General features: G+C 70.2%; 23 protein-coding genes. 8 read left to right on the forward strand and 15 right to left on the reverse strand.

Going from position 1 to position 23203, the window contains the following annotated elements; translation table 11 throughout:
• Nucleotides 1-13 precede the first annotated feature (13 nt).
• The 4 genes from ACMGFI_RS09555 to ACMGFI_RS09570 all read left to right on the forward strand — a co-directional run bounded on the left by ACMGFI_RS09555 (nt 14) and on the right by ACMGFI_RS09570 (nt 2645).
• On the forward strand, nt 14-835 hold the full coding sequence (locus tag ACMGFI_RS09555; RefSeq protein WP_436909214.1) for an MBL fold metallo-hydrolase: 822 nt from the start codon (nt 14-16) through the stop codon (nt 833-835).
• Between the two features lie 94 nt (nt 836-929).
• Nucleotides 930-1658, forward strand: a complete 729-nt coding sequence (locus tag ACMGFI_RS09560) for a YkgJ family cysteine cluster protein (protein ID WP_436909216.1) — start codon at nt 930-932, stop codon at nt 1656-1658.
• 104 nt (nt 1659-1762) lie between these two features.
• The gene (locus ACMGFI_RS09565) at nt 1763-2158 is read left to right on the forward strand and encodes a TRAM domain-containing protein (protein ID WP_436909217.1); all 396 of its coding nucleotides are present in this window, start codon (nt 1763-1765) and stop codon (nt 2156-2158) included.
• A gap of 241 nt (nt 2159-2399) precedes the next feature.
• Complete coding sequence (locus tag ACMGFI_RS09570) at nt 2400-2645, forward strand: DUF7123 family protein (RefSeq protein WP_436909218.1); 246 nt, start codon at nt 2400-2402, stop codon at nt 2643-2645.
• Nucleotides 2646-2741: 96 nt separating this feature from the next.
• Here the strand turns inward: ACMGFI_RS09570 and ACMGFI_RS09575 are convergent, their stop codons facing one another.
• The 4 genes from ACMGFI_RS09575 to ACMGFI_RS09590 all read right to left on the reverse strand — a co-directional run bounded on the left by ACMGFI_RS09575 (nt 2742) and on the right by ACMGFI_RS09590 (nt 6162).
• Complete coding sequence (locus ACMGFI_RS09575; RefSeq protein ID WP_436909219.1) at nt 2742-3344, reverse strand: winged helix-turn-helix transcriptional regulator; 603 nt, start codon at nt 3342-3344, stop codon at nt 2742-2744.
• 214 nt (nt 3345-3558) lie between these two features.
• Nucleotides 3559-4812: an SPFH domain-containing protein gene (locus ACMGFI_RS09580; RefSeq protein WP_436909221.1), complete on the reverse strand. Its 1254-nt coding sequence runs from the start codon at nt 4810-4812 to the stop codon at nt 3559-3561.
• Between the two features lie 184 nt (nt 4813-4996).
• Nucleotides 4997-5656 carry an NfeD family protein gene (locus tag ACMGFI_RS09585; RefSeq protein WP_436909222.1) on the reverse strand — a complete coding sequence of 220 codons (660 nt, stop codon included), beginning with the start codon at nt 5654-5656 and terminating at the stop codon, nt 4997-4999.
• Between the two features lie 74 nt (nt 5657-5730).
• Nucleotides 5731-6162 (reverse strand): DUF7312 domain-containing protein, encoded by a 432-nt coding sequence (locus ACMGFI_RS09590; RefSeq protein ID WP_436909223.1) that lies wholly within the window; start codon nt 6160-6162, stop codon nt 5731-5733.
• Nucleotides 6163-6432: 270 nt separating this feature from the next.
• Here ACMGFI_RS09590 and ACMGFI_RS09595 point away from each other — a divergent pair, with 270 nt between their 5' ends.
• Nucleotides 6433-7197 carry an ABC transporter ATP-binding protein gene (locus tag ACMGFI_RS09595; RefSeq protein ID WP_436909224.1) on the forward strand — a complete coding sequence of 255 codons (765 nt, stop codon included), beginning with the start codon at nt 6433-6435 and terminating at the stop codon, nt 7195-7197.
• Between the two features lie 100 nt (nt 7198-7297).
• On the forward strand, nt 7298-8941 hold the full coding sequence (locus ACMGFI_RS09600; RefSeq protein WP_436909225.1) for a hypothetical protein: 1644 nt from the start codon (nt 7298-7300) through the stop codon (nt 8939-8941).
• 39 nt (nt 8942-8980) lie between these two features.
• On the opposite strand, the gene metG is transcribed toward ACMGFI_RS09600, so the two are convergent.
• From metG to ACMGFI_RS09640, 8 genes are all read right to left on the reverse strand, one after another.
• The gene (metG, locus tag ACMGFI_RS09605; protein WP_436909226.1) at nt 8981-11098 is read right to left on the reverse strand and encodes a methionine--tRNA ligase; all 2118 of its coding nucleotides are present in this window, start codon (nt 11096-11098) and stop codon (nt 8981-8983) included.
• 344 nt (nt 11099-11442) lie between these two features.
• Nucleotides 11443-12120 (reverse strand): LiaF transmembrane domain-containing protein, encoded by a 678-nt coding sequence (locus ACMGFI_RS09610; RefSeq protein ID WP_436909227.1) that lies wholly within the window; start codon nt 12118-12120, stop codon nt 11443-11445.
• A gap of 107 nt (nt 12121-12227) precedes the next feature.
• Nucleotides 12228-12530: a DUF8036 family membrane protein gene (locus ACMGFI_RS09615; RefSeq protein ID WP_436909228.1), complete on the reverse strand. Its 303-nt coding sequence runs from the start codon at nt 12528-12530 to the stop codon at nt 12228-12230.
• 166 nt (nt 12531-12696) lie between these two features.
• The gene (locus ACMGFI_RS09620; RefSeq protein ID WP_436909229.1) at nt 12697-12984 is read right to left on the reverse strand and encodes a winged helix-turn-helix domain-containing protein; all 288 of its coding nucleotides are present in this window, start codon (nt 12982-12984) and stop codon (nt 12697-12699) included.
• Nucleotides 12985-13104: 120 nt separating this feature from the next.
• Nucleotides 13105-13674 (reverse strand): YqaA family protein, encoded by a 570-nt coding sequence (locus ACMGFI_RS09625; protein ID WP_436909231.1) that lies wholly within the window; start codon nt 13672-13674, stop codon nt 13105-13107.
• A 136-nt stretch (nt 13675-13810) separates the two neighbouring features.
• On the reverse strand, nt 13811-14860 hold the full coding sequence (mfnA, locus tag ACMGFI_RS09630; RefSeq protein WP_436909232.1) for a tyrosine decarboxylase MfnA: 1050 nt from the start codon (nt 14858-14860) through the stop codon (nt 13811-13813).
• Nucleotides 14861-14914: 54 nt separating this feature from the next.
• Nucleotides 14915-15655, reverse strand: coding sequence for a DICT sensory domain-containing protein (locus ACMGFI_RS09635; protein WP_436909233.1), 741 nt, complete (start codon nt 15653-15655; stop codon nt 14915-14917).
• Entirely contained in the window at nt 15645-16046 is a 402-nt protein-coding gene (locus tag ACMGFI_RS09640; protein WP_436909235.1) for a DUF7344 domain-containing protein, read from the reverse strand. The genes ACMGFI_RS09635 and ACMGFI_RS09640 overlap by 11 nt, the downstream gene beginning before the upstream one ends.
• A 178-nt stretch (nt 16047-16224) precedes the next feature.
• Here ACMGFI_RS09640 and ACMGFI_RS09645 point away from each other — a divergent pair, with 178 nt between their 5' ends.
• Both ACMGFI_RS09645 and ACMGFI_RS09650 read left to right on the forward strand, forming a co-directional pair.
• A complete protein-coding gene (locus ACMGFI_RS09645) occupies nt 16225-16968 on the forward strand; it encodes an SDR family oxidoreductase (RefSeq protein ID WP_436909236.1) in 744 nt (247 codons plus the stop codon).
• 59 nt (nt 16969-17027) lie between these two features.
• On the forward strand, nt 17028-17690 hold the full coding sequence (locus tag ACMGFI_RS09650) for a hypothetical protein (RefSeq protein WP_436909238.1): 663 nt from the start codon (nt 17028-17030) through the stop codon (nt 17688-17690).
• 219 nt (nt 17691-17909) lie between these two features.
• Here the strand turns inward: ACMGFI_RS09650 and ppsA are convergent, their stop codons facing one another.
• The 3 genes from ppsA to ACMGFI_RS09665 all read right to left on the reverse strand — a co-directional run bounded on the left by ppsA (nt 17910) and on the right by ACMGFI_RS09665 (nt 23067).
• On the reverse strand, nt 17910-20234 hold the full coding sequence (gene ppsA / locus ACMGFI_RS09655) for a phosphoenolpyruvate synthase (RefSeq protein ID WP_436909239.1): 2325 nt from the start codon (nt 20232-20234) through the stop codon (nt 17910-17912).
• 192 nt (nt 20235-20426) lie between these two features.
• Complete coding sequence (locus tag ACMGFI_RS09660; RefSeq protein WP_436909240.1) at nt 20427-21344, reverse strand: PhzF family phenazine biosynthesis protein; 918 nt, start codon at nt 21342-21344, stop codon at nt 20427-20429.
• Between the two features lie 541 nt (nt 21345-21885).
• Nucleotides 21886-23067 carry a tubulin/FtsZ family protein gene (locus ACMGFI_RS09665; protein ID WP_436909242.1) on the reverse strand — a complete coding sequence of 394 codons (1182 nt, stop codon included), beginning with the start codon at nt 23065-23067 and terminating at the stop codon, nt 21886-21888.
• Nucleotides 23068-23203 lie beyond the last annotated feature (136 nt).

The raw sequence follows: 23203 nt of genomic DNA on the forward strand, positions 1-23203 counted from the left end.
CGAACGGGGACGCATGGAATCCGCGTGCGCCGGCGCGGCGCGAGTCGACGCGTCGGTCGAGACGCGCGCGCCGACGGGCGAGACGGCCGCGTACGTGCTGGGCTCGGACCCGGCGCTACTGATCGACCCCGGCGCACGGACCGAACGCCTCGACGCCGTCGCAGCCGAGCGCGGCGTCGGCCACGTCGCAGTCACGCACCACCACCCCGACCACGTCGGCGCCGTGGCCGACTACGCGGCCGAACACGACGCGACCGTCTGGGCGCGAACGGGGCGGACGGACGCGTTCGAGGCGGCCACCGGCGTCGCGCCCGACCGGACGTTCGCCGAGGGCGCCCGCATCGGGATCGGCGAGGGGGTGGTCCGCGTGGTCGACACGCCGGGTCACGCACCGGAACACGTCGCGTTCGCTGCGAGCGGGGTCGGCAGGACCGACGACAGCGTCCTCGTCGCCGGCGACCTCGCGGTCGCGGAGGGCAGTGTCGTCGTCGGCGCCCCGGAGGGCGACCTGCGCGCGTACCTCACCTCGCTCCGCCGGGTCCACGCGATGGCCCCCGACCGGCTCCTGCCGGCCCACGGCCCGAGCGTCGAGGGGCCGGCGGTCCGCGCGACGGCGACGCGGCTGGTCGCCCACCGCCTCGACCGCGAGCGGCGGGTCCGCGAGGCGGTCGGGGCGGGCGCGGAGACCGTGCCCGAGGTCACCGACGCCGCCTACGGGAAGGACCTGTCGGGCGTGCGCGACCTCGCGGAGGCGACCGTCCGCGCGCACCTCGAAAAGCTCGCCGTCGAGGGCCGTGTTCGGTGGGACGGCGAACGGGCGCGGCCCGTCGGGTGAACGAGTCCGCTGAGTGAGGCGACGTCCGACTTCGACTGTCTCGCGGCCGGCGCGCTCGCGACGCGCTTTTGGCCGTCGGCCCGGTAGCTCGCCCATGGAGAGTCTCGAGGCCGAGCGCGAGCGGGCCGAGGCGCTGGACGTGGCCGAGCTGGCCGACGCCATCGAGGCCATCGGCTTCGAGTGCACCCGCTGTGGCGCCTGCTGCAAGGCCGTCGAGGGTTGCGAGAGCGACGCCGAAACGGGCGAGGAGAGCGACCCCGAAGCAGGCGAGGGGAACGAGGAGAGCGGCGGCCACGACCACACCGCGACCGTCTTCCCGGACGAAGTGCGCGAACTGCAGGAGACGGGCGACTACGACTGGCGGGACGTGGCCCGGCCGATGCCCTACGGGCTCGTCGAGGGCGAGGACGGCCTCCAGGGCGAGACCTTCGAGTGGGCGCTCCAGACCGACGACTGCGGCGACTGCACCTTCTACGCGGAGGACGACGACGGCGTCGGCGCCTGCACCGTCCACGAGGACCGCCCGCTGGTCTGTCGGACCTATCCGTTCAGCGTGGCCCTGGGCGGGACGAGCCAGCCGATGGGCGAGGCCGTCGACGAGGAGGGGATGGTCCGCGCTCACGAGTGCGAGGGGCTGGGTCGGGACATCTCGCGCGAGGAGGCCGAGGAGCTGGCCCGGGCGCTCAAGGAGCGGGCCGTCCGGGAACTGGAGGAGGCCATCGCCGTCCGCGACGGCTACCGGCCCGTCGAGCGCGACCCCGGCGAGGTGGTGGTCTTCGACTCGGAGGGCGCGAAGCGACCGGACGGGACGCCGGTCGAGTGACCGCGGCGGGCGGGCCCGGCCGGCCGCGACGCGCGGATCCGCGCGCTCGGGCTGGAATACTTTCTTAATAGAGGGGTTCCATGACCCACCCGGAGGTCTACATCGTGGAAATCTCGGATAAACTGCTGTGTCTGTTCAGTGCGGACGTGTCGGACGACGGCGACCGATACGTCGTGGAGGTGCCCAAGCGGGAGATCGAGACGGGGGCGGTCGAGCCGGGGGAAACCTACCGCGTCGCGCTCATCTCCTCGGAGGTGGACCGGGCCGAGAGCACGGACGAGGACAACGTCCCATCCGAACCGCAACCGCCGGTCGAGGCCGGCGAGATCCGCTACGTCGAGATCGAGGACATCGGCAAACAGGGCGACGGCATCGCCCGCGTCGAGCGCGGGTACGTCATCATCGTCCCCGGCGCCGACGTGGGCGAGCGCGTCAAGGTGGAGGTCACCGAGGTCAAGTCCAACTTCGCCGTCGGCGAGATCATCGACGAGGACCTGTAGTTCTCCGGGCGCCCCTTCGCCCGCCTGCCAGCCGCCGAGCGGCGCGACCGTCGACGCTGCCCGCGACTGCGTTCGCTTCCGACCCATGGTACGGCCGGTTAACCAACGGCACCAACGGCACCCGGCCTGCCGGTCGTAGGCCGCCGTTACGACTGTGTCCGGACCCGGTAACCGCAGGAGGGCGTCGGGTTTTACCGATCGTACCAAACCCGCTTTAGGGGAACGGTACCAGAGTGGAAGTATGAGCGCGACCACCGCGAGCGCGACGGGCGACCAACTCACCCCCAAGCAGTGCCGGATCCTCGAGTACCTCCGCGACAACGCCGACACCCAGACCTACTTCAAGTCGCGACTCATCGGCGACGAACTCGATCTGTCGGCCAAGGAGGTCGGCTCGAACATGACCGCCATCCAGAACAGCGACCTCGATCTGGACGTGGAGAAGTGGGGCTACTCCTCGTCGACCACCTGGAAAGTCACCGCGTAACCGACCGCTCACTTCGCGCTTTTTCACACCCGCCAGCGACGGCTGGCGGGTGGCGGGTCTTCGGTAGCTCGCGTAACTCGACCGGAGACGCCCGACTCAGGGGTCGTAGGTGACGATGTCGTCGGCGTCGGCCGCCAGCTCGGCGGCCTCGGGGCCGAACGAGTCGGCGTGCTGGACGAGCAGGAGGAGCAGCGTCTCGGGCCGGCGGAGCGCGTAGCCGTCCTCGCGGGAGAGCAGGCCGGCCTCCTCCAGCTGGCTGGCGTACTTGCTGACGGTGGGCGCGGAGACGCCGAGTTCCTCGGCGAGCGCGGTGCCCGACGCCGCCGGGTCGCGCAGGAGCGCGACGACCATCCCGCGGGGGGTCTCCCGGCGGAGGTAGCCCAGCGCTACCTGCTCGAACTCCGAGAAGCGGCCGGCCGGGAAGTAGCGGCGGTACTCGCCGTCCTCGCGGCTCTCGACGGCGCCGTCCCGTTCGAGCCGGCGGAGGTGGTGCTGGGTCTCTCCCGTGCCCAGCTGCAGGTCGTCGCGGATCTTCGAGAAGTGCGCGCCGGGGGTCGCGGCGACGTACCCGAGCAAGGCGTCGGGCGCGTCGCTGTCGCTGTCCTTCGCGAAGCCGACGAGCGGGCTGGACGCGCCCAGCGCGGCGAACCGGCGGAGCGTCGCCCGCTTGCTCTCGTCGACGTCCCCCTCTTGCGCCATTACGAGCACTTTGGCAGTGGGGTGGTAAAACGGCTTCGGCTCCCCGAACGGCCGCCACTCGGACGGTCGAGCGCCGCTCCGGCGGCCGAATTCGGACGAACGAGTCGCCCGCGGGATCGTAACGGGGAGGAGGGCGGTACGTATCTGGGTCGGAGCCGATCAGGTCCGAACTGGGGGCCAGCGCGGGCTCCGAACCCGGGCGGACAGGGACGGCTTACTCGGTCTCGGTCTCGGGTTCGCGCTCGCCGTCGGCGTTCCCACCGGCGCTTTCACCGCTGCTCCCGTCGGCGCTCCCGCCGCTGCCGTCGCCGCCGGGGCCGCCGACCGGGCTCCCCGAGGGGTCCATCTCGGCGTCCATCTCCTGGATGACCTCGTCGGGGTCGCGGATGTTCGTCGCGTCGCTGCCCTCCTTGATGGCCTGGGCCTCCTGTTCCATCTCCTCGACGTCGACCTCGGCCTCCTGGTCGATCTGCCCGAGGATCTCCTCGATGTCGTCGAGGCCGAGCAGCTCGCGGGTCTCGCTGTCGAAGTCGAGGCTGTCGAGTTCGCCCTCGCCGTTGGCCTTCGCCATGTCGGTCACGTCGCTGCCGGAGAGGTGCTTGCCGTAGCGGCCGACCAGCGAGGTGAGCTCCTGGGGCATGACGAACGTGGTCGACTCGCCCTGGCCGATATTTTCGAGGGTCTCCATCCCCTTGTCGATGATGGCGCGTTCGCCCATCGACTCGGCGGATTTCGCGCGGAGGACCGTCGAAATCGCGTCACCCTGCGCTTCGAGGATCTGCGACTGTTTCTTCCCCTGAGCGCGGACGATGTCGGACTGCTTCTCACCCTGGGCCTGCTCGATGGCAGAGCGACGCTCGCCCTGCGCCTCCAGGATCATGGCGCGGCGCTTGCGCTCCGCGGAGGTCTGCTGCTCCATCGCCTGCTGGACGTCCTTCGAGGGGTTGACCTCGCGGACCTCCACGCTCTCGACGCGGATCCCCCACTCGTCGGTGGGCTCGTCCAGCTCCTTGCGGATCTTCGCGTTGATCTCCTGGCGCTTGTTCAGGGTGTCGTCGAGTTCCATGTCGCCCAGGACGGCGCGCAGCGTCGTCTGGGCGAGGTTCGAGACGGCCTTCTTGTAGTTGTCCACCTCGAGGAACGCCTTCTTGGCGTCCATGACCTTGATGTAGACGACCGCGTCGGCAGTGACGGGGGAGTTGTCGCGGGTGATCGCCTCCTGGCGGGGCACGTCCAGCGTCTGGGTCCGCATGTCGAAGGCGTAGGTCTTCGAGACGAACGGCGGGACGATGTTGATACCCGGTTCGAGGAGTTTGCGGTACTCCCCGAAGACCGTCAGCGCCCGCTTCTCGTAGGCGTTGACGATCTCGACGGACTTGTAGACCACCACGACCGCCAGCAACAACAGCAGTACTGCGACGATCGGAAGGGCGCCACCGAGGCTCTGCAACACAGGTGCGGGGCTCATACGTTCGAAGTTTGCTCCACCCAATCAAAAGTGTTGGGTGAGATACCACAGTTCAGGCCGGTCCCGCGAGAACGGGATCGGACGGGGGCGGACGGGATCGGACGGGGGCGGACGGGATCGGACGGGGGCGGACGGGATCGGACGGGGGCGGAACGGTGAGCCGGGCGCGCGGTCGGGGTGGTGGTCAGGCGGTGTCGGTCTCGAACTCGCGGTCGCGGTCGGTGTCCTCGGCGTCGGGGTCGGACTCGTCGGTGGCGTCGTCGGTCGAGGGGCCGTCGCCGTCGGTCGCCGTCCCCTCGCGCTGGCGCTCGCGGGCGAGCGCGCGGTCGATGTCGTCGACGCCGCCGGCGAGGGGTTCGACCGTGAGGACGTTGCCGCCGCCGGGGTCGACGACCATCACCTCGGTCCCCTCCTCGATCTCGCCGTCGACGCTCTCGGCGCGGTAGTAGGGGTTGAACCCGCCCCCGTCGAGTTTGACCTCGCCGCCGCTCCGGGAGACGCGCTCGGTGACGCGGCCGGTCTTGCCCCGCAGCGAGTCGGAGTCGCTCGTCTGGTCGGTCCCCTTGCCCCCGTAGAAGTCGAACTGGCGGTAGACGTAGAGGGCCGCGCCGCCCGCTCCGAGGACGAGCCCGGCGAGGATCAGCGGCGCGAGGACGCCGAGCCCGGGGGGCAACAGCAGGCCGACCAGCCCCGCCACCAGCAGGGCGACGCCGAGGACGACGAAGTGCGCGCCGGGCGCGAACGCCTCTGCGAACATCAGTCCGGCGCCGGCCAGCACCAGGAACAGCGAGAGGTTGGCCCCGATCCACGACAGGACCGAGGTCTGACCGATCCACTCGAACATAGCGGAGATTCGGTCGCCTGCCCGAAAACACTTCTGCTCGTACGGGGTTCGGGCCTACGAGCGTCCCGTCGCCGTCAGAACCGCACGAACACCGCGTAGACGACCGCGGTCACGGCGGCGACGCCGAACGTTATCCCGCCGACCGTCGTCGGTGTCAGCGACGTGACCACGCTGGCGAACACCAGCAGGACCAGCAGCGCGCCGGCGGCGACGAACACCGCGCTCTCCGGGCTGGGCGTGTCGGACTCGACCGGGACGTCCGGCGTCACCGACCCGGCGACGTTACCGCCGCCCTCGGCCTCGCCGTCTCCCCCGTCGCGGTCGCCCCCTTCGGTCCCGCCGAACGCGACCGTCGGACCGTCGCCGTCGTCGCCGACGGCCACGTCCCACTCGTCGCTCCCCTCGTCGAGCGTGTCGGCCTCCTCGACGTCGCCGGTGTCGTCGCCCACCTCGTCGACGGAGAACCGCCACTCCTCCTCGTCGTCGGTCCCGGCGTCGTCTGCCATGGCCGCTCGTAACGGCCGGCGACCAATAGGGCTTGTCGTCGCCGGCCGCGCCCTGGTCCGAGTCCTGTCGCTCCCCGGATAGAAGCGACGTTCTCCAAGCGCTTTTGTTTCAGGGGGTTCGCCTCCGAGTATGCGAACCTGCCCTCCAGACGAGCGGTGGCGGTCGCAGTACGGACCGCCGTCCGCCCGACCGCAGTGCGGAGTCGAACGCGAGTCGGTCCCGCGCCGCGCGAATTCCGACGGCCCCGCGAACGTCGGAGGTGACCGACGGTGACCGACCCGGCCGTCGCCGCCGACGGGCTGACCAAGCGCTACGGCGGGGAACTGGCCGTCTCGGACCTGTCGCTGTCGATCCCCGCGGGCGACGTGTACGGCTTCCTCGGTCCCAACGGCGCGGGGAAGACGACGACGATGCGGATGCTGACGGGGCTGACCCGCCCGACCGAGGGGACCGCGACGGTCGCGGGCGCCGCCGTCGACGACCGGCCGGCGCTGACCGAGCGGATCGGCTACCTGCCGGCGGACCCGCCGGTCTACGACGAGCTGACCGGCCGCGAACACCTGCGGTACGTCGCGCGACTCCACGAGCTCCCACCGGAGGCGGCCGGCGAGCGCATCGACGACATGCTCGCGCGGTTCGACCTGGCGGGCGACGCCGACCGGCGGATCGGGGACTACTCGACGGGGATGCAGAAGAAGGTCGGCGCCATCGCGGCGCTGCTGGGCGACCCCGACGTGGTCTTTCTCGACGAGCCGACCAGCGGACTCGACCCCCGGGCCGCGCGGACGATGCGCGAGACCGTCGCGGCTGTCGCCGAGCGCGACGTGACGGTCTTCCTCTCCTCGCACGTGCTCTCGGTCGTCGACGAACTGGCCGACACCGTCGGCGTCATCGACGACGGCGAGCTCGTCGCCGAGGGTCCCACGGAGGAACTGAAACGCCGGGCCCGCGACGACGGCGAGACGGACCTGGAGACGGCGTTCCTCGACATCACGGAGGACGAGGATGTCCCGGACGAACGAGTCGAGGCCTGAGTCGCCGTCGGTCGAGCGGCGGTCTCCGTCACGGAGCCGGCGCGGGCGGTTCCCGTCGCCCTCCGTCAGCGCGACCGTCGCCCGGGTCGAGTTGCGGCGGATGGTCCGGCGGGTCCGCGCTCAGGACGTGTGGCTCGCGATGGTCGCGCTGGGGGCGCTGGCCATCCTCGCGGTGCTCCCCATCGCCTTCGACGCAGCGAGCGACTGGGGCGCGACGCTCGCGAGCGGCGACGCCGCTCCCGCCTCGACGGTCTCCCTGCTCGTCGCCAGCGGGTGGGTGTTCGTCCTCGCCATGGGCGTCGTCGCCGGCGTCGGCTCCTACGGCGAGATCGACGAGCCCGCCGCGATGCTGACGATCCGACCGCCGAAGGACATCGCGGGCGGACTCCTCCTGATGAACGCCGTCGCCTACGTCCCGTACGTGGCCGTCCCGTTCGGCGTCGGGTTCGCCGGCCTGGCCGCCGGCGCCGGCACGCCGCTACCGCTGGCCGGCGGCCTCGCCGCGACCGCCGCGCTGCTGGTCAGCGCGATGGCCGTCGGCTACCCCGTCGGGCTGGCGCTGAAAGGCGCCGTCCGCCGGTCGAAGTGGCTCTCGCGGCTCAAGCCCGTCCTCGGTGCGGTCGTCGCAGTCGCGTACTTCTGGGTGATGTTCGCCGGGCACCTCCCCGCGCTCATCGACGCCCTCTCGCCCGTCCTGCGCGGCCCGCCGCTGGCCTGGCTGGGCGACCTCGCGCTGGTCACCACGGAGGGCGCCGACGCCTCGACGGTCGGCGCCGCGGCCGCGCTCGGCCTGACCGTCGTCGCCGCCCCGGTCGGCGCCCTCGCGACGGTCCGCGCGGCCGAGTTCGCGTGGTTCACCGACGAGCAGCGCGACGCCGGGGACGGGACCGAACCCGACGAGGAGTCCGAGCCCGGAGCGGCATCGGGCGCCGCCCCCGGGACGGTCACGCCGACGGGTTCGACCCGGCTGGGGGACGCGCTCGGGCTGGTCTGTCGCCGGCAGGGCACGGTCGGCGTCGCGGCGACGACGCTCGTTCGCGCCTACCGGGCGCCGCTGCAGTTGCTGTTCGCCGCGGTGCCGTTGCTGTTCGCGCTCCCGATGGTCGAGGGCGCGCTCGCGACCGGGACGGTCCCGTCGTACGCGCCGTGGTTCGCGATGCTGTACGGCGCGTGGGCGGCCGGCGTCGCCGCACCGCTCAACCTCCTGGGCAACCAGGGCGCGGCGCTCCCCGGACTCCTGACCTCCCGCGCGAGCGGCCGCGAGGTCGTCCACGGGACCGTCCTCGCGGTCGTCGCCCCCGCGGCCCCCGTCGCGGCGGTGCTCTCGGGCGCAGCGGCACGCGCGAGCGGGGGCTCGACGGGGGAGGCCGTCGGATTCGCGGCGCTCGCGCTCGTCGTCGTCGCCGGCGGATGCGTCCTCGCGGCCGCGGTCGGCGCGCGGTTCCCCCGCTTCGACGGGGTCGACGTGACCGCCGACCGGACTGCGACGCCGCCGAGCAAGGCCGCGTTCTCGCTGTACTCGATCCTCGCCGCCCTCGGCGTCAGCGCCGCCGGCGTCCTCACCGACGAGGTCTACCGGCTGGTGATCCACTCGCTGCTCGCCCCCCGGCTCCCGTTCGGCCTCTCGCTGTCGGTCGCCGGGCTCGAACGGGTCGCGCTGGGCGTCGCCGTCGTCCTCGTCGCTGCCGTGCCGGCGGCGTACGTGCTGGCGGTCCGGCGGGTGAGCGACTACCACATCGAGTAGAAACCGAGCGTCGAAAACGGAGCGGCCGCCTGCCGCTCGCTACCGGATCTTCGTCCCGGGCTCGGCGTCGCCGTGGGTGGTCAGCAGGTCGGCCTGCTCGCCGGCGGCCAGCACCATCCCGTTGGACTCGACGCCGAACAGCTCCGCCTTCTCCATGTTCGCCAGCAGGACGACCTTCGTCCCCGGCAGCTCGTCGAGGTCGTGCAGCTGCTTGATACCGGCGACGACCTGCCGCGTCTCCAGGCCGATGTCCACTTCGAGGCGAGCGAGCTTGTCCGAGTCCTCGATGGGCTCGGCCGACTCGATCCGCCCGACGCGGATGTCAAGCTCCTCGAAGTCGTCGAATCCGATCCGTTCCTCGGCGAGGGCTTCCACGTCCATGCTTCCCTCGTCGCTCCCGGCGGCCTCGTCCGTTTCGGTTCCGTCGTCTTCGGCGTCACCGCCGTCGCCCTCGGCGACTGCCTCGACGCGGTCTTCGAGTTTCTGGTTCAACTCTTCGACGCGCTCGTCCTCGATCTTCTCGAACAGCTCCGTGGGTTCGCCGAAGTCGCTCGGTGGCGCTTCCAGCGCGGCGTCGAGGGTCGCGTCGGCGACCGACCCGTCCTCGCCGAGCTGATCCCAGAGCCGCTGGGCGGTGTCCGGCGTCGCCGGGTAGACGAGGACGGCGACGGCCTTGGCGACCTGGACGCAGTCGCGGATGACCGGCGCGGCCTCGTCGTCGTCCAGGTTCCACGGCTCGTGGCGCTGGATGTACTCGTTGCCGAACGCGGCCAGGTTCACGGCGGCCTGGGTGGCCTGTCGGGTGGAGTAGTCGTTGACCGCGGCCTCGAACTCGTCGACGGCCTCCTCGATGCGCTCGCGGACCTCCTCGCTCACGTCGGCGTCGGGCGTGCCGCCGAAGTTGCGCTCGGCGAACAGCAGCGAGCGGTAGGCGAAGTTGCCGACGTTGCCGACGAGTTCGCCGTTGACCCGCTCGGCGAAGCGGTCCCAGGAGAAGTCGATCTCGTCCTGGAAGCCGCCGACGGTGGTGAGGTAGTACCGCAGCGTGTCCGGGTGGAACCCCTCGTCGAGGAACTCCCGAGCCCAGATGGCGCGGTTGCGGCTCGTCGAGAACGCGTCGCCGTCGAGGTTCATGAACCCGCTGGCGACGACGGCGCGGGGCTCGTTGTAGCCGGCGACGTGGAGCATGGCCGGCCAGAAGATCGTGTGGTGCTGGATGATGTCCTGGCCGATGATGTGGATTATCTCGCCCGAGTCGGGGCCGGCGGCCTCGACGCCGACCTCGTCGGCCTTCCAGGCCCGTTCCCAGTCGTAGATGTCGGCGCCGACCCGCTCGGTGTACTGCTTCGTCGAGGCGACGTACTCGATGGGCGCGTCGACCCAGACGTACAGGACGAGGTCCTCGCCGTCGTCGCCTGGGTAGTCGAAGCCCCAGTCGAGGTCGCGGGTGATACACCAGTCCTGCAGGCCGTCCTCGATCCACTGGCGGGGCTGGTTGCGGGCGTTGCTGGTCCCCTCCAGCCGGTCGAGAAAGGCCGAGAGGTAGTCGGTGAGTTCCGAGACGCGGAAGAACTTGTGGGTCCGCTCGCGGTACTCGGCGGGGTTGCCCGAGATCGTCGAGACGGGCTCTTCGATCTCGCCGGGTTCGAGGTGGCGGCCGCAGCCCTCGTCGCACTCGTCGCCGCGGGCGTCGGCGCCGCAGTAGGGGCAGGTGCCCTCGACGTAGCGGTCGGGCAGCGGCTGGTCCTCCTGAGGGTCCCAGGCGACCTTGATTTCCTGTTCCTCGACGTAACCCTCCGCCTCCAGCCGCTCGACGATCTCGTAGGTGAGCTCGCGGTTGGTGTCGTCGTGGGTGTGACCGTAGTTGTCGAAGTCGATGTCGAACTTCGGGAACGTCTCCTCGTACTGTTCGTGCCACTCCAGGGCGAACTCCTCGGGGTCGACGCCGTCCTCGATGGCCTGGACGGCGATGGGGGTGCCGTGCATATCGGACCCGGAGACGAACGCGGTCTGCTGGCCGAGCGTCTCCAGCGCCCGCGAGAGCACGTCGCCGCCGACGTACGTCCGCAGGTGGCCGATGTGCAGGTCGCCGTTGGCGTAGGGCAACCCGCAGGTGACGACGGCGGGGTTGTCCGTGGGGAACTCCTCGTGGCTCATACTATGCGATACCTCCAGTCGACTCTTTAACTCGGTGGTTCGCTGTCATCGTCGGTTGCTGTCGTCGGGGTCCGCTCGCTGGTCGGCCTGTGCTCGATCGGATGCCGGCCTTCCCCGCCGTCGACCGGCCAGGCCGGCCGACCTGGCTTGGGGTATGAGCCCGCGGCGGTGCGGTGGGTCCACCCGGCGCTAGAAGGAGCCGCGCATACGCATACGGCGGGTGGACGGGACTGTCATCACGTCGGAGTGAGATCCCCCGGGACAAAAAGGTTGCCACCGTCCGCCGGCGGTCGCCGTCGCGGCGACCCGGCCCGCGGGCGCCGGTCCCGGACCCGTACGCGCTCTCAGTCCTGGACTGCGACTCCGCCGAACAGCGCGAACCCGGTGACGACCAGGTCGACCTCGTCGTGTTCCGCCTCGCGGCGGGGGCGTTCGTCCTCGGCGCCGGCTAGGATGGGGAGTACGTCCACGCGGACGTTCCACTCGCGGGGGACGACGACTTCCACGGCGCCGAACAGGGCGTTGGCGTTGATCGTCGCGGGCGGGTGTTCGACGACGGCGTCCCGGAGGTCGAGTTCGACCCCGCCGAACGCGGCGGTGAGGTCGGCGCCGTGGAACGTCTTCGAGGTCGACCGCTCGGCGCGGCCGCCGAAGACGGCCACCGACGTGAGGAAATCGGACTCGCGGGCGACGGCGCGGGCGCGGTACTGGCCGAGGATGAGCGAGAGGCCGAACAGGACGATCAGGACCGGCCACAGCGAGAACACGGTCTCGGCGGCGAGGTAGTCCAGCGCGACGAGTTGCCACCCGCCGGCGACCAGCACCACCATCAGCGGGCCGACGAGGTTCCTGAACCCGCTCGCGACGATGGCGAACAGGCCGACAAGCACGAACAGCGACGGGACGTAGACGAGCAGTCGGTCGGCGTCGTAGAGGCCGGTCGTCTCGGCGAGCAGGACGACGCCCAGCAGCACCACGACAGCGCCGACGAGGATCTGGGAAGTGACGCGACGGTACTCCATACGACCATTTCGCTCGGTGACACGATAAACACCGCCGATAGCGTGGCTATTACGCAACTACGTCGTCGGTTCGCGGCGAGGACGCGGCAACCGGGGCGGGACCGCGGTCACTCCCAGGTGATCTTCACGAGGAAGGCGAGCGCGAGCAGTTCGAGGACGTTCAGCGCCATCATGCCCCGTTGAGCGACGGGGGCGGCCGAGTAGACCCAGCCGTGGAAGGTGCGGTGGAAGTAGAGGAGATAGACCGCCAGCAGGTTCTCCGCGAGGAGGAAGGCGCCGAAGACGAGCAGGCCCAGGGTGTGTTTCGCGCCGTGGGCCCGGTAGTTGCGCGCCCAGACCGCGGTCAGGCCGACCAGCAGGGCGACGTTGGCGACCACGGCGAGCCGGGCGGCCTCGAACCACAGCGTCATTGCTGACTCCCCCCTTTGCGACGCTCGGGCAAATAGCCTGTCCAAATTGTCTCCCGACTCCGCTGCTCCGCGGGTCGTCGCTTCGCTCGCTGGCTCGCGGCCGGCGGTCGGTCGCTCGGCGGCTCGTCGCTCGACGGGTCGGTCGGTCGGCGGTCTGGTCGGTAGGTCATGAATCGTCCTCCAGGACGGTCGCGAGGACCTCCTCGACGGTGTCCCAGTTGGCGCGACACTGGTCGGTGGGGAGGTAGACGGCGCCGTAGTCGTCGCCGCTGGCCTCGACCACGTTGTTCTCCGCCAGCACGTCGAGGTGGTGGCGGACGGTGGTGTAGTCCAGCTCCAGGTCCTCGGCGAGCTGGTTGGCGTTGCGCGGCCGCTCGTCTATCGCACGGAGGATGCGCGCCCGGTTGTCGCCCCCGCGGGTGCTGGCGAACACGTACCACAGCACCCCTTCCATTACCCCGAACAGTGAGCCGGCCCCCTTGTAAGCGCACCGACGGCGGCGAGGTGCGACGGCGGCCGATTCCGGGGGGACGGCGCCCTCGGTCGTATGCGAACTGCGACGCCGGCCCCGGCCTCACAGGTTCGCGACGGCGCCGCGGAAGAAGAGGATCCAGACGAGGAAGCGACCGACGCTACCGACGAAGGTCGCGGCGGCGAACTTGACGTAGTCGTCTTCGAGCACGGAGAAAGCGTACACGGAGAGGGTGTCGGGGAACGCGGGGACCGACAGCGCCAGCGCGAGGCCGGCGTAGCCGTACTTCTTCGAGAGCTGGACGACCTTCGACTGGGACCACTCGATGACGTCGAACCGCGACCGGCGGAGCCACCGGATGACCGGCCCCGACTCCTTGGCCTCCTGGCCGATGTGGAACGCGAAGACGCTCCCGGCCGCCTTGCCGACGCTGGCGACGAGGACGACGATCGCGAGGTTGGCCCACAGCGGCAGGCCGAGCCGGAGCTGGTCGGCCAGCGGGAGGACGATCTCCGAGGGCAGCGGGAGGATGAACGTGATCAGAAAGGAGTAAACGAGAACGATGAGCAGACCGACGGGGCCCGTCGCGGTACAGACGGCGGTGACGACCGCGCCGCCGGGGTCGCTACAGGAGCTGCCCAGCAGGAGCGCGGGGACCTCGACGGGGAGCACGACCGGCGGTAACGCGCGGGGTGTCGTAAACTTTCATATTTGCCCTACGCAGTTCATACGGATCATTGCAAGACATTCGGGGATCGACCGCACGACTGCGTGCGGTCGACCCGGTAAACGCTTGCAGTAATCCGTATCAGTACCAGTCGAGGTCGGCGACGAACGAGCGGAGCATCGAGCGGGTGACGTGGGGCATACAGACGACGCGCATCTCGTCGGCGCCCGTCTTCGAGACGCGCCAGCCCCGCGAGCGCAGCTCCTCGGTCATCGGCACCGACAGGTCGGCGGCGACCAGCGGCAGGTCCGGCTCGACAACGTCGTGGCCCCGAGCGGCGAGCTGGTCGGCCAGCCACTCGGCGTTGTCCATCGACCGCTCGTACTGCTCGCGGTAGCCCTCGGGCCACAGCGCCTCCATCGCCGCGACGGCGCTGGCGACGCCCGCGCCGCTGCGGGTCCCGGTCAGCGTCACCTGCGACGTGGACTCCAGGTAGGGGGTCCTGATGGCGAGTTCGTCGAGCAGCTCGCGGTCGCGGACCACCAGCCCGCCGGCGGGGATGGCGGCCTGACCCATCTTGTGGGGGTCGATGGTCAGCGTGTCCACCGCGGCGTCGTCGAAGCCCCACGCGTGGTCGGTGAAGGGGAGGACGAACCCGCCCCAGGCGGCGTCGACGTGACAGAGCGCGTCGGCCCCGTGAGCGAGGTCGGCGATCTCGGGAACCGGGTCGACGTAGCCGTACTCGGTCGAGCCGGCGACGGCGACGACGCAGACGGTGTCCCCGTCGACGAGTTCGGCCATCGCCGCGGGGTCGGCGCGGTGGTCGGTCGTCGGCGCGGTGCGGTACTCCACGTCGAGGATGTCGGCGGCCTTGGTAAAGGAGAAGTGGGCGCTCGTCGGGGCGACGACGTTGGGGTCGTCGGTGTCGGCGCGGTTGCGGGCGATCCGGACGGCCTGGATGTTGGCCTCCGTCCCGCCGCTGGCGACGTAGCCCTCGGGGTCGGGGTGGCCGGTCACCTCGCCCAGCAGGTCGACCGCCCGCCCTTCGAGGGCGGCGACGCTCTCGTAGGTGCCGGGGTCGCCGGGGTTGGTCGCGAGGAACCGCTCGGCCGCCTCCCGAGCCGCGGGGTGGGGTTCGGTACACATCGACGACAGGACGCGCTCGAAGTCCTGCGGCTCGGCCAGCTGCATACCCACAGGCAGGGGGGCGACTCGTTTAGCTCCTGTGGTGTCGGATCCCGCGGTTCACGGGGCCGAGGCGGCCACGCCGTCCAGATACGCCGTCACCTCGTCGACCACTGCCGGGTCGTAGGTCACCACGCCGGCGTAGGTCCCCGGGCGCTCCTCCTCGGCGATCAGCGCGGACTTGGCGCCGTCGTCGCCGTCGCCGTCGAAGGCGACGACCCAGAAGTCGCTTACTTCGCCGGTTTCGTCGCGATGGACGGCGACGCCGTCGACGGCGGGCGGCTCCCAGTCGGGCTCGCCGAAGACCGTGACGGCCAGGTCGGTCGTCCCCGCCAGCTGTTCGTACACCGGGACCTGCGCCCGGAAGGCCGATAGCGACTGGAAGGTCACGTAGAGGGCCCCGCGCCCGGTCCGCCAGGCGCGGTCCTCGACCTCGCGGGCGGTCGCCACCAGCCGGCCCCTGTCGTCCATCTCGAAGGACGTTCCCGAGAGTAGCCCGACCAGCTCGCGGTACGCGGCGGCTTCGCCGGTCGCGTCCCAGGGCGCGCCCGCCGACGGGTCGCGCAGTTCGTCGAACGCGGCCGCCGAGACGGCTCCGAGGTACTCCTCGCCGCGCCTGACGACGAGGTAGCCCGACTCCTCGGGGACCGGTAGCGACTCGTGGCGCAGGTCGGCGTCGAACCGGTCGAGGACGGGCCGCAGGTCGTCGTACGGCTCCGGGCCGAAGGTCGTGACCGTCTTCGGCGGTCCCGTCGCCCGCTCGCGGAGCGCGCGGAGCGGCGACTCGTCGTCAGCTACCATCCTCCGCCCCCGCGTCGCCGGCCGCGGCGAGCAGGCCTTCGAGGTCGACCCCCGAGTCGGTCGTGTCCGCGGCCAGCGCCGCGTCGAGGACCCGCTCGCCGGCCGCCGAGACCCCCTCGAACGTGACCGTTCCCGCGTCCGCGTCGTACGCGACCAGCCCGGCGGCGTCGAGCGCCGGCAGGTGGACGTGGTGCAGGCCGACCCGCACGTCCCCGTGGTCGACCGACTCGTTCGGTCCCGGCCCGGCCTCGACCCAGCCGGTCACCAGGTCGGCGAGCGTCCCGACCGACGCCGACCCGTGCTCCCGCAGGTAGTAGCAGACGAGCCGCCTGTCCCGGTCGGACAGCCCCCCGAACAGACGAGATAGCTCTCCCCCCTCGTCGCTGGACATGGTTCGAACGTGTACCGCTGCAGTCAAGAATCTATCGGGAACGGCGTTCTCAGCCCGTATCGGGGCTCCGTCTGGCGGTCTCGGAACGGTAGTTCGGCGCTACCGCACCACCGCGCGCGTGTGGGACCGCCCCACCCGACTACCGACACTTATAGCGACGGCCGCCCTACCCCGTGGTATGTCCACCGAGCAGTCACTGGCGGGCGACGCGGCGATCGTGACCGGCGCGAGCTCCGGCATCGGCGAGGCGACGGCCCACGCGCTGGCCGAGGACGGTGCCGACGTGGCGCTGGCCGCCCGCCGCGAGGAACGGCTCGAATCGATCGCCGGCGACCTGGAGGACGCCTACGGCGTCGAGACGCTGGTCGTGCCGACGAACGTCCGTAGCGAGGACGCCGTCGACGCGCTCGTCGAGAAGACTGTCACCGAGTTCGGCGGACTCGACCTGCTCGTCAACAACGTCGGCGTCGTCGCCGGCGACGGCGTCGACGACCTCTCGACGGAGGACTACCGCACGATGATGGAGGTCAACGTCGACGGCTACTTCTTCGCGACGCGCGCGGCGCTGCCCCACCTCCGGGAGTCGTCGGGCACCGTCGTGTTCATCGGCAGTTTCGCCGGCCAGTACCCCCGGCCGTTCAACCCGGTCTACGCGGCGACGAAGTGGTGGGTCCGCGGGTTCGCCAAGAGCGTCTCCGCCGACGCCGGCGAGGACGACGTGGCCGTCACGACCATCAATCCCGCCGAGGTCCGCAGCGAGTTCGCCAGCGAGAGCGGCGAGTCCTTCGAGGACCGCTTCGACGAGGGGGAGGTCTCCGAGCCCACCGAGATCGCCGACGCCGTCCGCTTCGCCGCGAAGCAGGACCCCTCGATGGTCTCCGAGCTGGACCTGTACCGCCGGGACAAGCTGACGTTCTTCTGAACGGTCGGTGTCTACTACCGAAATTTAAATGCGAACGGGCCACATCTCGGACCGACTCTATGGGTTTGCGCGGGCTACTCGGTTCCGACGAGGCGGAGGAACACTCTGAGTCCAGAAGCGAGTGGAACGAGAACAGTTTCCCGGCGTGGGATTCCGAGGAGGACGCGTTGAACGTTGCACGAACCGATGCACGGCAGTCGCTCGATCAGACGATTCACACGATCCGCGACATCGACGAAACCGCGATGTCGACGCTCAGAATCGATCTCATCATCATCGGATTGGTACTGACTGCGGTTACGTCCGTCCCGGCCACGCTTCGACTGGGTAACGTCGTTTCGATACTCGGGTTCGTGTCGATCCTCGGTTCGGCATTCCTCGCACTTGTCACGAACATCGGTTCGAACTATCCGACCGGGGTCAGCGCGGACTATCTCAGGGAGTTCCGGGCGTCGTCCTGGAGCGAACGCGAGTGGACCGAGTGGATGATCAGAGAGTACGAGTCCTGGCTCGCCGACGCGAGTCAGATGGCCGACGGTGACGCTCGGGCGCTGTTCTACACGCAGCTGACGCTCGCTCTGGGTATCGTGCTTCTGGTTGCCGGCATCCTCCTCGGTGTGACCGGGCGACCACCGATCGATCCGCTCGTCGAGGTCGGAAACCGAAGCGTACGGGCGACTGGATCAACTTTTTATGTTGGACCACAGTACGTACCGGTATGAGCGAGTCTCCGAAGACTGGCCGAGAGGTCGAAGAACAACGCGTCCGTCGGGGACCCAAGTTCATCTCGGATTTCGTCCGGTCGCTAGCGAAATCGGATGATACCGACCAGTCGTAGCTCTTCTTTCTCGCGTCGAGAATCCGCTGCCCGCCGGTTCGACGAGTAGTTCCGGAACGTCGATGCCGGGAGAAACGACCGACGGAGTCGGAGCGGTCTCGGCTCAGCGCACGTCGTCGAGCAGCAGTTTCTGCTCGACGCGCTTGACCTCGTGTTGCACGTCGCGGACGGCGTCGATGTTCGCGGAGATGGAGGTGACCCCCTCGTTGACGAGGTGGTCGACCATCTCGGGTTTCGAGGCGGCCTGGCCGCAGATGCTCGTGGCGACGCCTTCCTCGCGGCAGGTCTCGATGGTCTCGCTGATGAGCTTGAGGACGGAGGGGTGTAGCTCGTCGAAGCGGTCGGCGACCCGTCCGTTGTTGCGGTCGACCGCCAGCGTGTACTGGGTGAGGTCGTTCGTGCCGAACGAGACGAAGTCGATGCCGGCGTCGGCCATCGCCTCGACGCCGAGCGCGGCGGCCGGCGTCTCGATCATCACGCCCCAGTCCTGCTTGTCGGGGTCGATGCCCTCCTGTTCCATGAGCCGGCGGGCGCGCAGCACGTCCTCGGCGTCGTTAACGAGGGGGAACATGATCTCGACGTTGTCGTAGCCCAGTTCGAACAGCCGGCGGAACGCGGCCAGTTCGTGGGCGAACAGATCGGGCCGGTCGAGGCTGCGGCGGATGCCGCGGTAGCCCAGCATCGGGTTGTGCTCGGCGGGCTCGTCGGCGCCCCCCTCCAGCTGGCGGAACTCGTCGGTGGGCGCGTCGAGCGTGCGCACGCGGACGGGCCGGGGGTAGAACTCCTCGGCGACGCCGCGGACGCCGTCGACGATCTCGTCGACGTACTCGTCGGCGCCGTGGTCCTCGATGTAGCGCTCGGGCGTCTTGTTCGTCGAGAGGATCATGTGCTCCATCCGCAGGAGGCCGACGCCGTCGGCGCCGGTCGCCGCGGCGCGCTCGGCCGCGTCGGGGATGGAGACGTTGACCTTGACCTCCGTGGCCGTCATCGGCTTGACGGGCGCCTGCGGGCGGACCTCCTCGACGGGTTCCCGCTCCTCGCCGCCGGTGGCGTCGCCCTGTTCGACGGTGCCCTTCTCGCCGTCGATGGTGACGACCTGACCGTCGTGCAGCGTCTCCGAGCCCTGCTCGGTACCGACGATGGCCGGGACGCCGAGTTCGCGGGAGACGATGGCGGCGTGGCTGGTCATGCCGCCCTCGTCGGTGATGATGCCGGCCGCGCGTTTCATCGCCGGTACCATGTCGGGGGTGGTCATCTCGGCGACGATCACGTCGCCTTCCTCGACCTTGTCGAGGTGGTCGAGCTTGCGGACGATCCGCGCCGGGCCCGACACGCGGCCGGGGCTGGCGCCGATGCCCGAGAAGACGACGTTGCCCTCACTCCCGCCGGTCGACCCGCCGGAGTCGGCGGCCGCTGCGCCGCCGTCGGCGACGCCGGCCACGTCGTCGACGCTGTTGGAGGCCCCCTCGACCTCGCTCGCGTCCTCGTCGATGGTGGTGATCGGTCGCGACTGGAGGACGTACAGCTCGCCGTCGGCGATGGCCCACTCCACGTCCTGGGGGTCGCCGTAGTAGGATTCGATCTCGTCGCCCAGGCCCACGAGCCGGTCCAGTTCCGCCTCGGAGAGGACCTGCTCGTCCCGCTGATCCTCGGGGACCGGACGCTCGATGGTCTCGCCGGTCTCCTCGTCGCGGACGTGCATGACCTTCTTGGTGGCGACGGTGGCGTCCCGGAGCTCGCCCGTCTCGCGGTCGAGGACGTACTTGTCGGGGGAGACGGCGCCGGAGACGACCGCCTCGCCCAGCCCCCAGGCGGACTCGATGATCGCCTGCGGGGCGCCCGTGGTGGGGTGGCTCGTGAACATGACGCCGCTCTTCTCGGCGTCGACCATCAGCTGGACGACGACGGCGATGTTGACCACGTCGTGGGAGAAGCCCTGCTCCTGGCGGTAGTAGATCGCCCGCTGGGTGAACAGGGAGGCCCAGCAGTCCCGGACCTTGTCGAGCAGGCCCGAGCGGGTGACGTTGAGGAACGTCTCCTGCTGGCCGGCGAAGGAAGCGTCGGGCAGGTCCTCCGCCGTGGCCGACGAGCGGACCGCCACGGAGGCGTCGCCGCCCTCGATGTCGTCGTAGGCCGCGAGGATCTCCTCGCGGATGGAGTCGGGCAGTTCGGTCTCCGTGATGAGCTCCTGGGCGCGCTCGGCGGCCTCCGCCAGCGCCTGTGAGTCGTCGACGGAGACGTCGACGGCCTCGAACAGCTCCTCGTCGATGCCGGTCTCCTCGATGAACGACCGGTACGTCTCGGCCGTCACGACGAACCCGGGCGGAACCGGTAGCCCCGCCGATGTCAGCTCCCCCAGGGATGCGCCTTTACCTCCGACCGAGTCGAAATCCTCGGCCGTGATGTCGTCCAGCCAGAGTAATGCCATGACCGTACCCACAGTGTCGCCGAGGACGCCCAAGAACTTTCCGGCCCGGATACCGGTAAAAACTTTGCGCTAGAGGCGGTAACGGCGACGTTCTGTCGAAGATTGTTTCGATTCCGAGTACTTGTGGCGCACTCGCACGGTCACCGCTCACAGGCTGTCGGAGGTCGGACGGGCCGCCGCACCGACGGCGGATCAGGCCTCGATGATGTCGTCCTCGTCGCTCTCGGGGACCGCGAGGTCGCCGTCGAGGGTCGTGACCGCCCGCCCGCCGACCCGCGGCGCGGTCACGCCCTCCTCGCCCTCGCGGGTGTCGACAAGCACCCGGCCCGGGCGGTCGAGGAAGTGCCCCTGCTCGAACACGAGCGGGTCGTCGGCGTCGAGCGCGCCCTGGTAGCGCAGGTACGCGCCCACCGCGCCGCTGGCGGTTCCGGTGACGGGGTCCTCCGGGATGCCCGCCAGCGGGACGAACGCCCGCCCGTGCAGGGTCGCCTCGCCTTCGAGGGTGTCGAAGGTGAAGGCGTACAACCCCTCGGTGTCCGTCTCTTCGCAGAGTTTCTCGATCGCGTCCAGGTCGGGGTCGACCGCCGAGAGTTGCTCGAAGTAGCCTACCGGGACGACGAGGAAGGGCAGGCCGGTCGAGGCGCGGGCGACGGGGAGGTCCTCGCCGACCTCCGACAGCGCCGGAGTGTCGAGGCCGAGCGCGTCGGCCACCCCCTCCAGCGACACGTCGACCTCCCGGATCTCGGGCGGCGACTGCGTGAACCAGACGGTGCCGTCGGGCTCGACTTCCACGTCGAGCGTCCCCACCTCGGTCTCGACGGTGTGCTGGCCCTCGGTGATCGCCTCGCGGTCGTACAGCGACGCGAACGCCGCGACGGTGGCGTGGCCACAGAGGTCGACCTCCCGTTCGGGCGTGAAGTAGCGCAGGCGCCGATCCGCTTCGTCGCTCGGCAGGACGAACGCCGTCTCGCTCGCGCCGAGTTCGGAGGCGATGGCTTCCATCTGGTCGTCGGCGAGGTCGTCCGCCTCGGGGACGACCCCCGCCGGGTTGCCGGCCATCGGTTCCGTCGTGAACGCGTCGACGAGCTGGACGCGACGGTTCTCGGTCATGTGCTCTGTCTGTCGGTCACGTCTGCAATAAAGAGGCGGGTGTGCGTGGTGGAGGCCCTCGTGCCGACGACGCTGCAACCGCGACTGCAACCGACCGCGACCGCAGTGTCGCTGGTGCCGCAGACAGCGTGAAAGCCCCCGCTCGTTCCGGTCCCGGGGCTCGCTGCGCGCTTCACTCACTGCGTTCGTTCCAGTGCTTGCGTCGCCCGGGTTCCCGGAACGAGCGGCCCCTTTCATTCCCACCCGCACAGACAGATCGACAGGAGAAACGGGTGGGAATGAAAGGGGCGACGCGTTCGACGAACCCCGGTGAAGCAACACCGCAGGGAGTGGAACGACCGAGGAGCGTGGTTCGAGAGAGCTTCGCTCTCTCGTCATCCCGGAAATCTCCGATTTCCGGAGACAGCGAACCGCGGGAGTCGAACGCGTCGGGGCTTTCACGCTGTTCGCGGTCGACGGATCACCCCTGCGGCCCGCGGTCGCGGTGCTGGCGGTCACGCTCCCGTCGAATCTCGATCCGGAAGCGAATCGACAGACTTCTTCAGATCGGGTCGAGTTCGCCGTCGTCGTCGGTGACGAGGTCGTCGATCTCGTCCTCGCGGGTGTCGGCCTGCCGCTGGATGTTGGACTTGGCGTCGACGGCCTGCTCCTGGAGGGCGTCGATGCGGTCGACCCGCGTGACGTTCGAGAGCAGGACCGCGACCGAGAGCGTATCGGCGTCCTCGCGGGGGTCGTCGCCGGCGAGGACCTCGACGCTGTCGGTCTCGCGCTCGAGCCACTCGCGGGCGCGGCGCAGGCCCTTCTGGGAGAACTCCGAGGGCGGGCCGGAGACGACGATCAGCGAGCGCTCGGCGGAGTCGATGTCAGCGGGGATCGTCAGCCGGGACTTGACGGCCTTGCGGACGAGCCCGTGGACCTTCATGGTGAGGTCGCTGTCGTCGTCGGGTTCCTCGTGGCCGTTGGTGAACCGGCTGATGAGCCCCCGGTCCTCGCGGGTGGTCGACTCGACGGCCGAGGAGGCGAAGGCGATGGAGCTGACGCCGCCGGTCGCGAGGGTGCGTTTCACGTCCGAGGAGTCCATGGCGGCCTCGGAGATGCGCGAGCCGTCGAGCTCCCCCGCGGCGAGCAGAGTGACGACGCGGCGGGCGATCTCCTCGTTGGTGCGGTCGTACCCCATCTCCACGGAGTCGCCGTGCTGGCGCCAGGTGTCGTTGTCGAACAGGACGAGGTTCTCGGTGGCCTCGGTGAACGACGTGAGCGAGCGGGCGGCGTTGAACGCGGGGCGGCCGCCCTCGTCGGCGCTGGGGAGCACGCCCAGGCCGTAGACCGGCTCGGCGTAGCGGTCGCTCAGGGTCTCGGCGAGGACGGGCGCGCCGCCGGAGCCGGTGCCGCCGCCGAGCCCCGCGACGACGAGGAAGCCGTCGATGTCGTGGATCGGGACGCCGTCCATGGCCCGCTCGATCTCGTGGTGGTCCTGGCGCGCGATGGTCGCGCCGACCTCCGGGTCGGCGCCCGCGCCGCGGCCCTTGACGCGCTGGTCGGTCTGTCCGATGAGGATGCGGTTGTCCCGGGGCACGTAGTCGAGCTTGGCGAGGTCGATCTCCGCGGAGTTGACCGCGAGCGCGAACCGGCACAGCGACCGGCCCGTGTCCGACTCGAAGGCGAGCAGTTTGTCCACGACCTTCCCCCCGGCGTTGCCGAAGCCGATGACGGCGAGGTTCATGCGTGCCCGTCGGGCGTGTGCTTCGTTAACTATGAGGCGCCTTCCGGAACCCGAGGGGACACAACCGTGGCTTACTCGACGCCGCCGCGCCGCCGGACTGCGGCCGGACCCGCAGGGTACACGCAGCGAACGCGCG

This window comes from Halosimplex marinum (genome assembly GCF_051414075.1).
GTDB classification, from domain to species: Archaea; Halobacteriota; Halobacteria; order Halobacteriales; family Haloarculaceae; genus Halosimplex; species Halosimplex marinum.

Excerpts from the sequence above, each read along its gene's own strand:
- ACMGFI_RS09555 (WP_436909214.1), top strand. The coding sequence starts at position 14 with ATGGAATCCGCGTGCGCCGGCGCGGCGCGAGTCGACGCGTCGGTCGAG.
- ACMGFI_RS09560 (WP_436909216.1), top strand. The coding sequence starts at position 930 with ATGGAGAGTCTCGAGGCCGAGCGCGAGCGGGCCGAGGCGCTGGACGTG.
- ACMGFI_RS09570 (WP_436909218.1), top strand. The coding sequence starts at position 2,400 with ATGAGCGCGACCACCGCGAGCGCGACGGGCGACCAACTCACCCCCAAG.
- ACMGFI_RS09575 (WP_436909219.1), bottom strand. The coding sequence starts at position 3,344 with ATGGCGCAAGAGGGGGACGTCGACGAGAGCAAGCGGGCGACGCTCCGC.
- ACMGFI_RS09580 (WP_436909221.1), bottom strand. The coding sequence starts at position 4,812 with ATGAGCCCCGCACCTGTGTTGCAGAGCCTCGGTGGCGCCCTTCCGATC.
- ACMGFI_RS09585 (WP_436909222.1), bottom strand. The coding sequence starts at position 5,656 with ATGTTCGAGTGGATCGGTCAGACCTCGGTCCTGTCGTGGATCGGGGCC.
- ACMGFI_RS09590 (WP_436909223.1), bottom strand. The coding sequence starts at position 6,162 with ATGGCAGACGACGCCGGGACCGACGACGAGGAGGAGTGGCGGTTCTCC.
- ACMGFI_RS09600 (WP_436909225.1), top strand. The coding sequence starts at position 7,298 with ATGGTCCGGCGGGTCCGCGCTCAGGACGTGTGGCTCGCGATGGTCGCG.
- metG (WP_436909226.1), bottom strand. The coding sequence starts at position 11,098 with ATGAGCCACGAGGAGTTCCCCACGGACAACCCCGCCGTCGTCACCTGC.
- ACMGFI_RS09610 (WP_436909227.1), bottom strand. The coding sequence starts at position 12,120 with ATGGAGTACCGTCGCGTCACTTCCCAGATCCTCGTCGGCGCTGTCGTG.
- ACMGFI_RS09615 (WP_436909228.1), bottom strand. The coding sequence starts at position 12,530 with ATGACGCTGTGGTTCGAGGCCGCCCGGCTCGCCGTGGTCGCCAACGTC.
- ACMGFI_RS09620 (WP_436909229.1), bottom strand. The coding sequence starts at position 12,984 with ATGGAAGGGGTGCTGTGGTACGTGTTCGCCAGCACCCGCGGGGGCGAC.
- mfnA (WP_436909232.1), bottom strand. The coding sequence starts at position 14,860 with ATGCAGCTGGCCGAGCCGCAGGACTTCGAGCGCGTCCTGTCGTCGATG.
- ACMGFI_RS09635 (WP_436909233.1), bottom strand. The coding sequence starts at position 15,655 with ATGGTAGCTGACGACGAGTCGCCGCTCCGCGCGCTCCGCGAGCGGGCG.
- ACMGFI_RS09640 (WP_436909235.1), bottom strand. The coding sequence starts at position 16,046 with ATGTCCAGCGACGAGGGGGGAGAGCTATCTCGTCTGTTCGGGGGGCTG.
- ACMGFI_RS09645 (WP_436909236.1), top strand. The coding sequence starts at position 16,225 with ATGTCCACCGAGCAGTCACTGGCGGGCGACGCGGCGATCGTGACCGGC.
- ACMGFI_RS09650 (WP_436909238.1), top strand. The coding sequence starts at position 17,028 with ATGGGTTTGCGCGGGCTACTCGGTTCCGACGAGGCGGAGGAACACTCT.
- ppsA (WP_436909239.1), bottom strand. The coding sequence starts at position 20,234 with ATGGCATTACTCTGGCTGGACGACATCACGGCCGAGGATTTCGACTCG.
- ACMGFI_RS09660 (WP_436909240.1), bottom strand. The coding sequence starts at position 21,344 with ATGACCGAGAACCGTCGCGTCCAGCTCGTCGACGCGTTCACGACGGAA.
- ACMGFI_RS09665 (WP_436909242.1), bottom strand. The coding sequence starts at position 23,067 with ATGAACCTCGCCGTCATCGGCTTCGGCAACGCCGGGGGGAAGGTCGTG.